This window comes from Bdellovibrio bacteriovorus (assembly GCF_048286975.1).
Lineage (GTDB): Bacteria > Bdellovibrionota > Bdellovibrionia > Bdellovibrionales > Bdellovibrionaceae > Bdellovibrio > Bdellovibrio bacteriovorus_H.
This window is the reverse complement of record NZ_JBLVRT010000001.1, coordinates 46,036-59,347: the sequence shown is the minus strand read 5'-3', so window position 1 is coordinate 59,347 and position 13,312 is coordinate 46,036. Positions and strand designations below refer to the sequence as shown.

Annotated in this window: 12 protein-coding genes and 1 tRNA gene; 8 read left to right on the top strand and 5 right to left on the bottom strand. The window is 50.5% G+C overall.

What is annotated here, in order from left to right; translation table 11 throughout:
* Nucleotides 1-14 precede the first annotated feature (14 nt).
* Nucleotides 15-500 carry a GyrI-like domain-containing protein gene (locus ACNQKP_RS00310; RefSeq protein WP_417862058.1) on the top strand — a complete coding sequence of 162 codons (486 nt, stop codon included), beginning with the start codon at nt 15-17 and terminating at the stop codon, nt 498-500.
* Here the strand turns inward: ACNQKP_RS00310 and ACNQKP_RS00305 are convergent.
* Nucleotides 497-976 (bottom strand): low molecular weight protein-tyrosine-phosphatase, encoded by a 480-nt coding sequence (locus ACNQKP_RS00305; protein ID WP_417862057.1) that lies wholly within the window; start codon nt 974-976, stop codon nt 497-499. The two genes, ACNQKP_RS00310 and ACNQKP_RS00305, sit on opposite strands and share 4 nt — an antisense overlap.
* 43 nt (nt 977-1,019) lie before the next feature.
* On the opposite strand from ACNQKP_RS00305, the gene ACNQKP_RS00300 reads away from it, so the two are divergent.
* Both ACNQKP_RS00300 and ACNQKP_RS00295 read left to right on the top strand, forming a co-directional pair.
* Nucleotides 1,020-1,095, top strand: a tRNA-Ala gene (locus tag ACNQKP_RS00300).
* A 292-nt stretch (nt 1,096-1,387) separates the two neighbouring features.
* Complete coding sequence (locus ACNQKP_RS00295) at nt 1,388-2,791, top strand: DUF1254 domain-containing protein (protein WP_417862056.1); 1,404 nt, start codon at nt 1,388-1,390, stop codon at nt 2,789-2,791.
* 10 nt (nt 2,792-2,801) lie between these two features.
* Here ACNQKP_RS00295 and ACNQKP_RS00290 read toward each other — a convergent pair whose 3' ends face one another.
* From ACNQKP_RS00290 to ACNQKP_RS00280, 3 genes are all read right to left on the bottom strand, one after another.
* Nucleotides 2,802-2,927, bottom strand: coding sequence for a hypothetical protein (locus ACNQKP_RS00290; RefSeq protein ID WP_417862055.1), 126 nt, complete (start codon nt 2,925-2,927; stop codon nt 2,802-2,804).
* A 159-nt stretch (nt 2,928-3,086) separates the two neighbouring features.
* A complete protein-coding gene (locus ACNQKP_RS00285; RefSeq protein WP_417862053.1) occupies nt 3,087-4,133 on the bottom strand; it encodes a hypothetical protein in 1,047 nt (348 codons plus the stop codon).
* 164 nt (nt 4,134-4,297) lie between these two features.
* Nucleotides 4,298-6,409 (bottom strand): PQQ-dependent sugar dehydrogenase, encoded by a 2,112-nt coding sequence (locus tag ACNQKP_RS00280; protein WP_417862051.1) that lies wholly within the window; start codon nt 6,407-6,409, stop codon nt 4,298-4,300.
* Nucleotides 6,410-6,550: 141 nt separating this feature from the next.
* Here ACNQKP_RS00280 and ACNQKP_RS00275 point away from each other — a divergent pair, with 141 nt between their 5' ends.
* On the top strand, nt 6,551-7,195 hold the full coding sequence (locus ACNQKP_RS00275) for a hypothetical protein (RefSeq protein WP_417862050.1): 645 nt from the start codon (nt 6,551-6,553) through the stop codon (nt 7,193-7,195).
* Between the two features lie 3 nt (nt 7,196-7,198).
* On the opposite strand, the gene ACNQKP_RS00270 is transcribed toward ACNQKP_RS00275, so the two are convergent.
* Complete coding sequence (locus tag ACNQKP_RS00270; protein ID WP_417862049.1) at nt 7,199-8,509, bottom strand: D-alanyl-D-alanine carboxypeptidase; 1,311 nt, start codon at nt 8,507-8,509, stop codon at nt 7,199-7,201.
* Between the two features lie 271 nt (nt 8,510-8,780).
* Between ACNQKP_RS00270 and ACNQKP_RS00265 the strand changes: the two genes are divergently transcribed.
* Genes ACNQKP_RS00265 through ACNQKP_RS00250 form a run of 4 tightly spaced genes read left to right on the top strand, consistent with a single transcriptional unit; the run spans nt 8,781 to nt 13,159 of the window.
* Nucleotides 8,781-9,464, top strand: coding sequence for a DUF4956 domain-containing protein (locus ACNQKP_RS00265; RefSeq protein ID WP_417862048.1), 684 nt, complete (start codon nt 8,781-8,783; stop codon nt 9,462-9,464).
* Between the two features lies 1 nt (nt 9,465).
* Entirely contained in the window at nt 9,466-11,217 is a 1,752-nt protein-coding gene (locus ACNQKP_RS00260) for a DUF3616 domain-containing protein (RefSeq protein ID WP_417862047.1), read from the top strand.
* The gene (locus tag ACNQKP_RS00255) at nt 11,217-12,377 is read left to right on the top strand and encodes a hypothetical protein (protein ID WP_417862046.1); all 1,161 of its coding nucleotides are present in this window, start codon (nt 11,217-11,219) and stop codon (nt 12,375-12,377) included. Before ACNQKP_RS00260 ends, ACNQKP_RS00255 begins: the two co-directional genes overlap by 1 nt.
* A complete protein-coding gene (locus tag ACNQKP_RS00250) occupies nt 12,374-13,159 on the top strand; it encodes a VTC domain-containing protein (RefSeq protein ID WP_417862045.1) in 786 nt (261 codons plus the stop codon). Before ACNQKP_RS00255 ends, ACNQKP_RS00250 begins: the two co-directional genes overlap by 4 nt.
* Nucleotides 13,160-13,312 lie beyond the last annotated feature (153 nt).

Genomic DNA, 13,312 nt, shown 5'->3' with positions numbered 1-13,312 from the left:
TTCAAGGAGATCCCGTGACCCATTCCTTCACGCAAAAGGCAGATATCAAGATTGTCGGTATTTCAGTTCGCACCAGCAACGGCGCTGAAATGAAGGGAAGTGGCAAGATCGGGGCCCATTGGCAGAAGTTCTTCAGTGATGGGGTGATGCAAAAGATCCCGAATCAAATCGCTGAAGGACCGATTTATGCCATTTACACCGACTATGAAAGTGATGTGAACGGCGAGTATTCATTCGTTCTGGGTAAAGAGGTTTCTTCTTTTGATAATTTGCCGGATGGCCTGATTGCGAAAGTGCTGCCGGCATCCAGATATGCCGCGTTCACTTCCAAACAGGGGCAGATGCCCAATGTCGTGATCGAGCTTTGGCAGCACATCTGGGGCTTGAGCCCAGCGGATTTGGGGACTGAACGCGCCTACAAGGCAGACTTTGAGGTTTATGATCAGCGCAGCGCGGATCCTCAAAACTGCCAGGTGGATGTGTTTTTGTCGGTTCGTTAAATCTTGTCGCTGCGGTCCTGAACTTTGTCGATCAGGCCTTCGATGGCGTCTTCCAGAATATCCAACACGTGATCAAAACCGTCGACGCCTCCATAGTAAGGGTCAGGCACACCTTTGAGTTTAAATTCTGAACAGTAATCGGTGACCAAAGAAATCTTGTCCAACAGGGTTCTATCCGGGCAGCGTTGGCGCAGATGTTCAAGGTTGCTGGAGTCCATCGCCAGGATCCAGTCAAAGTCATAGTAGTCTGATTCACGAATCGCACGGGAAATACTTGTCAGGTCATACCCCCGGCGTTCGCCATGCAGGATGCTGCGTGGATCGGCCTTTTCTCCATCGTGGGCTCCGGATGTTCCCGCGGAATCAACCACCCATGGCAGGTCTCGTTGTTTGATGAGATGCGCTGCCACGGCTTCCGCAGTGGGTGAGCGACAGATGTTTCCTAGGCAGACAAAGAGTAATTTTTGGCTTTTCATTTGAATTATTTTAGGGCTATTATTTTGTCTTGTCATTATAAGTGGGGCCGTAGCTCAGCTGGGAGAGCGCAACGCTGGCAGTGTTGAGGTCGTCGGTTCGATCCCGATCGGCTCCACCAAATTCTCTTTATCATCGTAAAATTTGTTAGATAGCAGGCTTCGTGTTGGATTTTCCTGCCGATCGGGATGCGAGACCGCCGACGTCGGGCGCCGGCCCGCCTTCGCGGGACGGCTTCCTCCTTGCTCCACGCCAAAAAGCGCCACTGGCGCTTTTTACCGCGGGCATAAGGTTCGATCCCGATCAGTCATCAAGCAAAGTTGGTTTAATTTTTCTGCTAAAAGACTTGTCATGATTTTGTTTTGGGTTCTTTAGACTGGATGCTGCGACACAATTACAAGGAGAATATTTTTATGAAGTCATTGGTTATGGCTTTTGTTCTTTTGTTTTCTGGGGCGGCGTTGGCTGTGGATACCGAGGCGCGGGAATATACGGCGGCTCGGGAAGCTTATCGGCAGTGGTATCCTACTGTTTCTATGGAAGGCATCATGAATGGGATGCGGCAGTTGGGGGTGCGGGACAATGTGAATATGTTCAGTGCTCAGGCGGATTCCAAGACTTTGGGGTTTACGGCCAATCAGGATACTCCGTACGGCGCGGCGGTGGTGGATCTTACCAAAGGACCTTTTGTTGTGGATATGCCGGCGGGTCCTTTCATGGGGCTTGTGAATGCTCATGATCAGTCGTGGATTATTGATATGGGGATTCCGGGTCAGGATGCTGGTAAAGGTGGAAAGTACTTGATTGTACCTGAAGGGTATAAAGGTCAGATCCCGCAGGGGTACTATGTTGGCAAGTCGGATACTAACAAGGTGTTTGTGGTTGCTCGAATTATTCCGCAGGGTAATGACCTGAACAAAGCGCAGAAGCAGTTGGCGGGGATCAAAATTTATCCGCTGTCGGCAGCCAAGAATCCGAAGCCTTTATCCATCATTGATATCTCGGGTCGCGATGGTGATCTTAGTTCTTTGAAGTGGGAAGGCAATATTCAGTTCTGGGAAAAACTGGCCAAGGTTATCAATGAAGAGCCGGTGAATAAAAAGAAGCAGGCGGCCTATGATCAGTTGAAAGCTTTGGGTATTGAAAAAGGCAAAGCCTTTAAGCCGAATGCCAGTTTAAGATCCACTTTGGACCGCGCAGCTCAAGACAGCCAGAAAGAATTGTTGGCAAGTTCTTACGCGACGACAGGCCGACCTGACAAAGTGAAGTGGTCTGATCGCAAATGGGAATGGCTGCTTCTAAGCAGCAAGCCCGAGTGGGCGGCAGATCATGACAGCGATGCCGTGGCCCGAGACCGCTATTTCGCTCAGGCGATTGTGATGTCTCCGGCTATGTTGCGCCGGGACTCCACGGCGGGGTCGTTGTATTGGGGGGCGTTCAAGGATTCAAATAACAATGCTCTGGATGGTGGAAAGTCCTATAAGTTGACAGTCCCATTGCCGGTGCCAAGTCGTCTGTTCTGGTCAGTGACTTTGTATGACTCTGACACGCGCAGCTTGATTGCCAATGGCACCAAAAAGTCTTCTTTAAGATCATTGGTCGAACTGGCGGATTTGAAGGGTGCGAAGTCCGTGGATCTGTTCTTTGGTCCTCAGGCGCCGGCAGGGAAAGAAGCCCATTGGGTGAAAACCAGCCCGGGAAAAACCTGGTTTGCATATTTCCGTATTTATGGACCTGAAAAAGCCGCGTTTGATAATACGTGGAAGCCAGGGGACTTTGTGCAAATTCAGTCTGAATCCATGGCTTTGAATCAGTAAATAGGATCAACTAATGACGATTGCTAAGGGGCGCCTCGGGGGCCCCTTTTTTATTTTCAGAACTGCTGCCGGCCTTGGCCACCGAGAAGGCGATCAGAAGCATCATCGCAATGGAATAGAGTAAGTTGAGTTTCATTTGAAACCTCCGCAGCCCTATTGAGCCACCGCTGCTTGCGGGGTTTAATCATCGCGAGGTCCAGAGTGGTGAAAAACATCTGCTGTGGATGCAAAAGAAAAAGTCCGCATTCCGGCGGGCTTTTAATTCACAAATAGGATTGTGCTAAATGGCGGCTGTCTATTTGGTTACAACAGCGGCGCTGCGCACTTGCTGGATGTACGTGATGATCTGCCCTTCGGCAGCAGCGCGAACGTCAGCTTGTTTTTTGGCTTTTGCGATTTGACCGTTCATCAGCACTTTCTGAATTGTGTCGTCCACTTCGATGGCATGGCCGGCGTCTTTCAGGATTTTACGGGTATCCAGTACGGCTTTCAGATAACGGGTCATTTCGTTGACCTCAACGTCATTGTACTTGCTCAAATCCAAAGTCCACTTCATGCCCAATAGACCCAACTTCACTTTATTCTTCAGGCCCTTGTCGATATTGCTCGCTTTAGCCACCAGCATGGTCAGGATGAAGTTTTGTCGGGCTTGTAGGATCTGAATAAGTTTGCTTTCAAATGCCAGCAGGTCATAAGAAGACGCCTTCAGGTCGTTCAGGGAAATACGGCCTGCATCCAGATCGGCTTTTTGTTTCAAAGCACGCTCGATCAAAGACAGCATGGACATGTGTTCGATCCCTTTCGGGTCGACACGGTTTTTTTGTTTGTCATTCACTTCGTGCAGGGTTGTGACCAATGCCAGGAAGTTCATGTCGCGATTGTCGTCAGAAGTCGGCGAGATAAAGTCTTCTGTCGGGGCATATTCATGAATTTCACGGATGAATTCACGAGCGGCCGAAGACGCCAGCTCTTCACGGCGGTGATCGTTGTCCAGACCCTGCATGGACCACAATTGGAATTCATAAGCCCAGAAGTACTTTACACCCAGGCTTAGCTTTTTCGCCATTTCCTTGGATTCATTCAGCTGTTGCAGGAATTCTTTGCGCAGAAGAGCGGCGTTACCCTGTCTAAGGGCATCGTAAAGCTCGGCGGTTTTGTTATCCAAAGATTCTGATTTTTTATCCAGCTCGCCGGTTTTTTCTTCCATGCGCTTGGTGGTTTCATTCATTTCCACTGTGGACTTGTGCATGTCATCCAGATTCTTTTTCATTTCACAGGCAGTAGTCAGGCTTCCCACGCAGGCAAGCATCAGCAGGGCTTTCAAATGTGAATCGCGAAGCATAGTTCCTCCAGAACGGTCAGTATCCGGAGGGGAAGAGCATAAAGGATGCCATCAGAACTAGAGCTTGGAATCTAATACCGAGATTTATACGGCTTTGTCTTGAAAGCTTGTAATGCAAGAACTGTCTTCCTTTTTGACAGGAAGGCAGTTCTTACAAAACCGATTTAGCGAGAGATGTAGTACACACCGTCTTCCGGTGCCGGGCAGGCTTGTTTGTACAGACGGCTGTGGGAAGGCACCATATAGATGCGGCTCCATTTATAGCCGTCAGCAGATATCACCGTGGCCGGGCGAGGGTCCAAATACACGATGTCACCTTGAGCAACCTGCCCACACACGGTGGCGCTGGTAGATGGCTTGGCGCGGATGTTTCGTTTGTCGACCATCTTGAACTGGCTGTAGCGGCTGTCAATATCCGTCGGCAAAGAATTCACCCAAGACGCGATGATCTTGTTCACTCGTTCGCCTTCAGCAGTGCCAAAGATCTGCTCTTTGTCGGCCGGAGGCATCGGCGTGTAACCTTCCACGCGGGCAACGCTGCCATACAGTTTGCTGCGCTCAAGGTTCCCCGGCAGGATCCATTCATTTTTCACCAGGAAATCCAGATTGCTGAAGCGGTCCCTGCCGAAGTCCTGCGCCTGCATGTTGCCGTGACAACCCAGACAGTGTTTTTGAATCAGCTCGGTTTGAACTTTGCGATAGCCTTCTTCCAGCACAGGACTTTCTTTGATAGCGGATCTCCACGCCAGAAGCTGCACTTGCGGATCGTTGGCGGCAGCGGCGTTCTTATCACAGGGCTCCTGATGATTGGCGCTTGCGGATCTAGCCAGGCGCACAATACTGCGGGTTTCGCGGTCTTCGACAATCCACAGGGATCCATCCGAAGCTTCGGTGAAGGCCACAGGGGCTCCTTTAGGACGGATGCCTTGGACAGCGTCCCACTTGGAAATGATCTCGGTATAGGAACCGTGACGGGCCATTCCGCCATGAGGAGTAAAGGCCTTGCGCGTGCTGCAGGCACCTTTTTGATTGAATCCAAAAGTGGAGCTGGATTCTTTCGCCAGTGGCAGCCCGTTGCTGTCCACGCTGTAGGCGACAATACGATGCCCGGTGGGTTGATAGCCGTGCCACGTAACCAGCAACTTGTCGCCGAAAAGATCACCGAACATCTCGCCCTTATAGTAAGCCATGTGCAAAGGGGCCACGTGAGGCGGCATCAACAACCACGGCGCTTGATAGTCACCGATACCGGAAGGATTGGTTTGGGAGCAGTCCACGGGTTTCTTAAATTGTTTGTGCAAAGGAAGGCTTTTATTTTCAGGGAATAGCCACTCGGGTGAAGTCGCGTGGAAGTTATAGCAATAGGGCCAGCCATAGTGGCGACCGACGCCGTTATCCAGATCCACGACGTTGATTTCTTCGTAAGGTTCTTCCAGTTCGGCAAAGTCCCGGCTGTTTTCACCCTGAATCAGATATCCTCTGTCTGAAATCGCCATGGCCATCGAGTTGCGCAAACCCAGTGCGGTGATTTCATAGTTTTTGACTCCACCCGCAGGAAGGTTTTTCAGAAGTTGGGCTGGGATGCGATAGATGGCGCCATTGCCTTGAGCTTGATCTTCAGGGCAGGATTTGTAGACGCCAGTTCCCTGAACCACGCAGTGATCGCTGGGGGAGCCGGAGTTGATGTAAAGGTCCCCGTTGCGCGGATCAAACACGAACTGCGAAAGCGGGTGCATGTAGCCCTCTTTGCGTGCCAGATTTCCGACAACCATCGTCCAATCAGTGACCTGATTGTTTTTCAAATGAAATTTCGAAATGCGCGTGCGTTCACCGATATAGTAAAAACCATCCGGTCCCAGTGCCAGTCCATGCGGAGTTTCCAGATTCAATTTCAAAGTTTTGATTTCATAAGGGGCCGAACCCGAACGAGTCAGCAGGAACAGACGGCCGTTTTGCGGGCTCCATCCGCCCATGTCGACGACCAGAAAATCCTGGGTGCCGGCGATCTGCAAAATGGTGCGTGGTTTGATAAAGCTTTTGTCGTTGCTGCGATCCACGGCGCGATCCCGTGGCATCACCATCCCCAGGCAAGTACCAGGCATGGTTTCCACCTGCAGGCGCGGGAAACCGTCACAAGAGGTGTCTAATGGGTCGTAAAGATAGCCGCTTTTATCCAGCACCATGCGCGCAGCCGCTGTTTTGCGGTCCGCAGTTTTTTGCAGAGACGTACACTGAACCAAGGAAAAAGCCAGAACCAGCCAGAATAAAACGCGCATGATATCCCCATGAAGAAGTCCTTATTCAATTATGGGGGCTTTTATGCCCTTATCAAATGCAAATTTTCCATAATCATTCCTTTGTTGGGGTTGGTTTTCCCGATATGCCGGGGTCCGGTGTCATCATAATAGGGAGGCCTCATGGATGGAGCCAAACTTCTTGTCAGTCTTGTTACCTTGTTGATTGTGAACCCGACCCTGGCCAGCACGGATCGCATGGATTGGGGAACCGGCAGTTCCAGTTTAAAAATGCCCAGGGTGAAGGACCGGGAAAAACTCAGCTTGCTGCTGCCATCTTTCGTGGTTCACGGAATCAAGCCTACGATGACCGCGTCCGTGGAAATGCCCCGTAAACTGGACGGCAATGGAGCGGCGGTGATCACGCCGGGAGTTGGGTTGGAATATCAAACAGCCAGCGGCGTCACCTTTCTGGCGGCGATGGTGAAGGACTGTTACGACAATTTGGCTGGAACTTTTCAGATTGGTCGCAATTATGAACTGAGCGACAGGGTCAGTGCGGGATGGTCCATGGGAGTTTACGCCCGACAGACGCCGATGGCCTGCGAAGAAACGAGCTTCGGTCCGTATTCTTACCGGGAGTGCTATGAGCTGGACAGCTACAAATGGAAATTCATGGGCAGTGTGAACGGGCATTCCGTGGATGTGATCCCGATGCCATTTGCCCACCTGACGGCGGCTTTGTATAAAAGCCGCGATATGCAGGTGGATTTGAAAGTCATGAGCAATGTGTTTTTGAACGAAGTGGGGATTGGCATCCCCTTCTAGGGACTACTTCTTGGAAAGAGTCACAACCGGGGCGTTGGCTTCTGTCAGGTAAGAATTTTGATCAAACGGCAGCGCCAGAATTTCCGTGTACTGAATTTCTTTCGGTCCGGAACGTTTGTTGATCAACTGGCTGATTTTATTTTTGATCATTTGTGCGGCCACACCACGGTCAGAACTGCTATGATCCATATCTGTGTGCAACAGAATCGCAAAATAGAATTCACCCTCTTTGGTGGAAATAGAACCTGCCAATGTCTTGGCTTTGTTCACAGTTCCGGTCTTGGCGATCATCGCACCCGCGGCATTACCACCGAAATTATCCACGGTGGAGTCATTGTCTTTGTTGGCCACTGACAGCACATCACTCAGCTTGTAACCCTTGGCTTCCAGGGATTTGTTCAGCGTGTACAAAGTCTTGATCATGGTTTCGCAAGTCGCTTCATTGTAGATCGGTTTGGCGGTGGTGCCTTCGTTGTTGCCGGAACCGTTGTGGAATACGATTTGATTCTGATCGGCTTTCAATGTGGCAGCAGCAAAGGCGTTGAACGCAGCGGTGCCACCCAGATTCCAGTATAGATTGTCAGCGATATAGTTATTGGACTGATTGTTCATGCGCTTAAGGATCGTGCGCAATGGGGCCGACTGCAGAACCACGCTGCCAGTGTACTTGTCTTTTTTGTAGCTGACCTTAGGCAGGAAGGAGATATTGCGGACTTCCAAGGTTGGCTTTTCCAGCATAAAGACTTTGGCTTTGGTGGCTTTCTCACGCAGCTTGCTGTACATCGGACGGTTGATAGCGGTGGAGAAAGACTCTTTCAGATTCTTGATCACGGCCTCGGCCTGCTGTTCGATAGTTTCATAACGTGGAGTCACGCCGCCTATACGAGGGGACTCTTCCGCCAACCAGTCCAAAAGGAAGTTTTCATCGAAAGTCAGATTCTCAATTTTAGTGATCTTCATGCGGTTTAATTCAGAGATCAGGAAATAACTTAGATTACGGCCGAAGATAGGATCACGGCTGCCTTCAACATGCAGATCCATGGAACCATTGGCTGTCGGGGTCAGGTGCAGAACTGTTTTGTGGCGATAGTCCACGCCCAGTTTTTCAATCGCCCACAAGGTGGTGATCACCTTGGATATAGAAGCCAAAGGAAACTTCTTTTGCATGTCTCCTTCGCCTTCAACCTTGCCGGCGGCGGCGGCAGCTTTCATATGGCAAACGGAGTTGACATAAACCTTGGCAGAGGCCGTGGAGGCCATCAAAACGGGCGCAGCCAGGGCTGCCAGAATACCAAGTTTAAATGTTGAAGCCATACGTCCTCCTTTGTCGCATTTTCAGCGACCGACTGGCAGAGTTCATGTTCCGTGCCGGGGTCAATTTCAATGAGTCAGATCCGAGGGGCAGTTATAGGGCCTTTTACGTCTAAAGTGACGGAAATTGGCAGTCAATTTGTCAATTACCATAGCTGGGGATTGCGGTCCGGAAAGGGCAATTAAGTCTTCGTCATTCTGTTTTATTTTGGTTGTGATCAAGGGGTAAAGACTGACAATGATCGTCTCTTTAGACAGCTTCGGGGGGAAGAGTATGTTGGATTTTTCTGTTCTCAACTCATCATTCGCGAATCCGACGTGGATTTCAATTATCTATGCCTTTTTGCTCAGTTTCATTCTGGGGACGGCCTTGGCTGTGGCCTATGTTAGGACCTTCCGGGGACTTTCTTATTCATTGAACTTCCTGCATGGATTGGTGCTTTTGCCTATCGTTATTGCGATTGCGATGCAGGCCATTGGCGACAACGTGGCCCGCGGGATCGGCATGATCGGGGCGTTGTCCCTGCTTCGGTTCCGCACGAACGTCAAAGACCCTCGCGACATGTTTTTCATTTTTGCTTCGTTGGCAGTGGGACTGGCATCCGGGGTTCATGCCTATGGCATCGCCATCCTGGGAACGATTTGTTTTATTCTTGCTCTGACAGTTTTGCAGAAATCCCCCTTCGCTGCAGGCCCGCAGTTTGATGGTCTGTTGCGTTTGAATCTGGCCAGATCCGGCCAGGATCAGCGCGAAGTCGAAGGTGTGCTGGAAAAATCCTGCCGTCATTTTGCCTTGGCTACGATCCGCGAAATGGGGCAGGGCGAGCGTCTGGATTTTTCCTATCAGGTGCGTTTAAAACCCCGTCAGACTTCAGCAGAGCTTGTTGAAGAACTGGGGCGCATTTCTTCCGTACGTGGCCTGAACTTTATGAATCAAGAATCCGTGATCGAGGTGTAAGGTGAAACTAGCTGACGTCGTCGGGACCGAGAACCGATTTCTATTGGGCTGCTGGAGCGCGGCCGTGGTTCTGGTATTGATGCTGGGGCTGGTGCTGGGGTCTGATCCTGTCAGCATTCTTGGTGTCGCGGAATCCCGCGAATTTCAGGTCAACTTCGACAGCCCTGTAGAAATCAAACACATCTATGTGCTTCCCAGTCAGATTGTGCGTAAAGGGGATCTGCTGGCAGAATTGGGCCAGTCCGAGTGGGAATCCCAGCTGCGCGTTTTGAAAAGCCGCTATGACAAATTGAATGCCGAAATGCACCTGCGCCAGCAACTGGCAGGAGTCGTCAAAGATCTGGGGCATCTGGCTCCCTCTGCAGATCCGTTGTTGGTGGAACTGGAAGACGCCCGCCGGGAAATGGCTTTGATCGAAGGCCGCATGAAGAACCTTTTTGTTTTTGCCGAAGTTGACGGCGCCGTGGGGGCGGTGAATTTCAAAAACGGAGAAAAAGCGCCAGCCTTTGCCCCGCTGATCACCCTGGTTCCGCTGAATCCCACTTATGTGAATGGTTATATCAATGAAAACCTGTCATCTACGTTGTCCGTGGGGCAGGTGGTGGAAGTCAGTTCTGCCGGAGGCAAAGTCGTGCGGGGTTCGGTGGTCAGCATCGGTTCACGCATCGTGCAGATTCCGGAGCGTCTGTTAAGGATTCAAACCCTGCCAGCCTGGGGGCGTGAGGTTGTGATCAAGATTCCTCGTGCGAATGAATTCCTGCTGGGTGAAAAAGTCTTTGTTCAGAAAAAATGGAGTTTGTCTTTGCTAAGCCTGGCCAATGCCGACGAAGCGACCCTGGCTCAGGAAGCTCAACAACAAGATCCACGCGAAATGGACATTCCACTTAATATTGTAGAGACCTTCAAGCCCGAGATGTCGGGTGTGGTCTTTGTGCCGGAGCTTAAGCAGTTCGTTCTGGTTTCTGATGACTATCCCGAAGACCGCCCGGTGTTGTTCCTGATGAATGAGCAGGGGCAGATTCAACCCCATCAGATCCAGCTTTCTGGATTGCCAGCGATGGCGGATATCGAGTCGGTCTCTGTCCAGGGTGAGCATTTGTATTTGCTAAGTTCGATGTCAGCTACCAAAAAAGGAAAGCTGAAAGAAGAACGACAGATCTTCGCACAGATCAAGCGCAACGGCCTGCGCTACAGCGTGGAACATCATGTGGATCTGCGCAAACCCCTGTTACTGGCCCTGAAAGGCTCGCAAGATCCGGTGTTGAAGTCCATCTATGAAGCTGACTTGAAATTGACTAAAGAGGGCTTTGAGGTCGAAGGTCACGCCATTGAAAACAAAGATTTGTACCTGTCGCTGAAAGGCCCCGTACTTCATCGCAACGAGGGGTTGATTCTTAAGGTGTCGGACTTTGCTTCGGTTTTTGACGGTGCTTTAACGCCGGCGCAAGTGACCCTGGCGGCGCGATTTGAAATGAAGCTGCCGCATCAGGATGTCGAGATGGTGTTGACGGATCTGATCAAGCAGGGGGATGCCTTCTATCTGGCGTCATCTTGTCGCGGGACTTCGTGCAGTGCCATCTGGAAGATGACGGCGGGTCAGAATACAGCGGAGCTTTTATATGAATTCCGTATGCGTCATCTTGAGGGCTTGGCACTTCATCCGGACACGCACCAGATGTTTGCCGTCTTTGATAGCAAAAGCTCCAGTCAGTATGCTGTCGTCAGTCTTGTCGCCGATAAAAGGACCCCGTGATGCTTTTGTTTTGGATCTTTTTTGGGGGATTTTCTTCTTTTGCGGTGACGCCCGAGCAGGTATTAAAAACAGCCTGGTCCGACACGGCTTACACTTCGCAGGAAGAAATGCGACCAACCGATTCCCGCAATCCCTTGCGCAATGTTGAGGGCTTTGTCAGCGCGGAAAAAGAAGATGATAAAAATGAATACGAAGTCGGGCTGAAGTTTCAGTTCCGCTCGTGGCCGGAATGGAAGCTGGGGCCCAATTCAGAACCGCGCAAGAAAGTTTTGAAAGAGGCTTCTTTGGCGTGGGCTCTGCATGAACGCTATTTGAATCTGATCTCTTATGAAATCACGCAGCAGAAAATGGCGGTGTTGAACAGTTCCATGAAACTGTCCGAAGGTTATTTAAAGGCGCAAAGTCTTTCCTTGCGGGCGGGGCGCACATCGACCAAATCTTTCCTGGGGGCGCAAGGGGATATCTACAAACTGAAGCGCCTGGAAAGTGTGATTGCCCAGGAAAACAAACTGGCGGTCAAGAAACTAAGATCCTGGGTTCCCCAATGGGGGGAAAGCCCGCTGGAAGGCTTTGATCTGATCAGTGTGCAAGAGGTGCTTGATTCGTTGGGCAGTCAGCCGACACCGGAAGCTTCTTTGACGGCACGAATATCAGAGACCGAGTTTAAAGACATTTCCCGGGAACTGGAAATTCTGCGAGGACGTGAAGATCAGTGGGTGAAGGGCGTGGATGTTTCCCAAACCCGCAAGGAAGATGAAATCGGTTACAAGGTTGAACTGACTTTGCAGCTTCCGCATCTGGGGTCGGATGATCTGTCCCGGCAAAAGCAGAATGAATTGATTCTAAAAAAGGCTCTGAAACAAAAAGAAGCCGAAGACAGCAAAGACCGCCTGCTTAGTTTGAAGAATCAAATTCAGAGTCTGGCGGGGCTTTATAAGATGACCAGCCAGGGGCTGAAAGAAAGCCAGAAAGTGAAAGCTCAGGACACATTGTCCGTGCTTGAGGGCCGTCTGTTGCAGGAGCAGACCGAGCTGGATTTGCTCAGTCAGCAGCAGGAGATTCTGACTTTATTTGTCGAGTACCTGCTGGAAAGTGAAAGGCTGGTTGCCGAACCTGCCAAAAACCATCTTAGTAAAACCCAGAAAGTGGTGGCGCTGTGAGTGGACCGGTATCCCCGCTGGCGCTGGAGCGGTATGAATTGAAGTATCTGATTCCGGCAAGTCTGGTAGAACCTATTTCGCGCTTTGTGGAAACTTATTGCGAAATGGATTATTATTCCACCGTTTCACCGGACAAGCACTACACCATCAACAGTCTTTATCTGGACACGCCCAGCTTGTACCTGCTGCGGTTTAAAGAATCCGCCAATGCCTTTAACTTTAATATGCGGATCCGTTCCTATGGTGATAACCCCAAGCCACCTTATTTCTTTGAGATTAAATACAAGCTGCGTGAATTTGTGCGCAAGAAGCGCGCGCTGGTCCATGACGAAAACTGGGTGGATATTCTGGATTGGGGAGTCATCCCGGATCATATTCAAGGAAGTTCCCACGGAAATCTGGAAGAGTTTATCCGGATGAAGATGACCTATAACGTGGGGCCGGTGATTTTGACTCAGTACCGCCGCAAGGCTTATCTGTCGGTTGTGGACGACTATGCTCGCGTCACATTTGACCGGGACCTGCGCTTTCAGGAAATGAACGAATGGCGCGTGCGACCGGATAGTTACTTGTTAAGCCACTATGATCATCCGGATTCGTTTGAAGAGCCCGGATGCAATGTCATTCTGGAATTAAAGTGTGAAAAGAAGATCCCCTATTGGATGGTCGATCTGATTCGGTGTTTTGAGCTGGAAAGCGGCTCATTCTCGAAATTCGGAAACTCCATGATAACACTTTTGGGCGTCCCCGAGGTTTTAACCCCGGGCCCTTTGTATTTTTAAAAATAGATTTTCAACACCTGAAGACCAATGTCGGTTTTGTAGCTCGCATTCACATCTTATTGGTCCAGCAAACTTGTGCAATCGGAAGTGAAAAAGTTTAAAGCACGCTACGAACTTGTGCGGTACCCGCAACTTCCGCGTGGTACTGCATGG

What these genes read in the sequence shown, in the direction of transcription:
- ACNQKP_RS00305 (WP_417862057.1), bottom strand. Translation starts at nt 976, where the DNA reads ATGAAAAGCCAAAAATTACTCTTTGTCTGCCTAGGAAACATCTGTCGC.
- ACNQKP_RS00295 (WP_417862056.1), top strand. Translation starts at nt 1,388, where the DNA reads ATGAAGTCATTGGTTATGGCTTTTGTTCTTTTGTTTTCTGGGGCGGCG.
- ACNQKP_RS00290 (WP_417862055.1), bottom strand. Translation starts at nt 2,927, where the DNA reads ATGAAACTCAACTTACTCTATTCCATTGCGATGATGCTTCTGATCGCC.
- ACNQKP_RS00285 (WP_417862053.1), bottom strand. Translation starts at nt 4,133, where the DNA reads ATGCTTCGCGATTCACATTTGAAAGCCCTGCTGATGCTTGCCTGCGTG.
- ACNQKP_RS00280 (WP_417862051.1), bottom strand. Translation starts at nt 6,409, where the DNA reads ATGCGCGTTTTATTCTGGCTGGTTCTGGCTTTTTCCTTGGTTCAGTGT.
- ACNQKP_RS00275 (WP_417862050.1), top strand. Translation starts at nt 6,551, where the DNA reads ATGGATGGAGCCAAACTTCTTGTCAGTCTTGTTACCTTGTTGATTGTG.
- ACNQKP_RS00270 (WP_417862049.1), bottom strand. Translation starts at nt 8,509, where the DNA reads ATGGCTTCAACATTTAAACTTGGTATTCTGGCAGCCCTGGCTGCGCCC.
- ACNQKP_RS00265 (WP_417862048.1), top strand. Translation starts at nt 8,781, where the DNA reads ATGTTGGATTTTTCTGTTCTCAACTCATCATTCGCGAATCCGACGTGG.
- ACNQKP_RS00255 (WP_417862046.1), top strand. Translation starts at nt 11,217, where the DNA reads ATGCTTTTGTTTTGGATCTTTTTTGGGGGATTTTCTTCTTTTGCGGTG.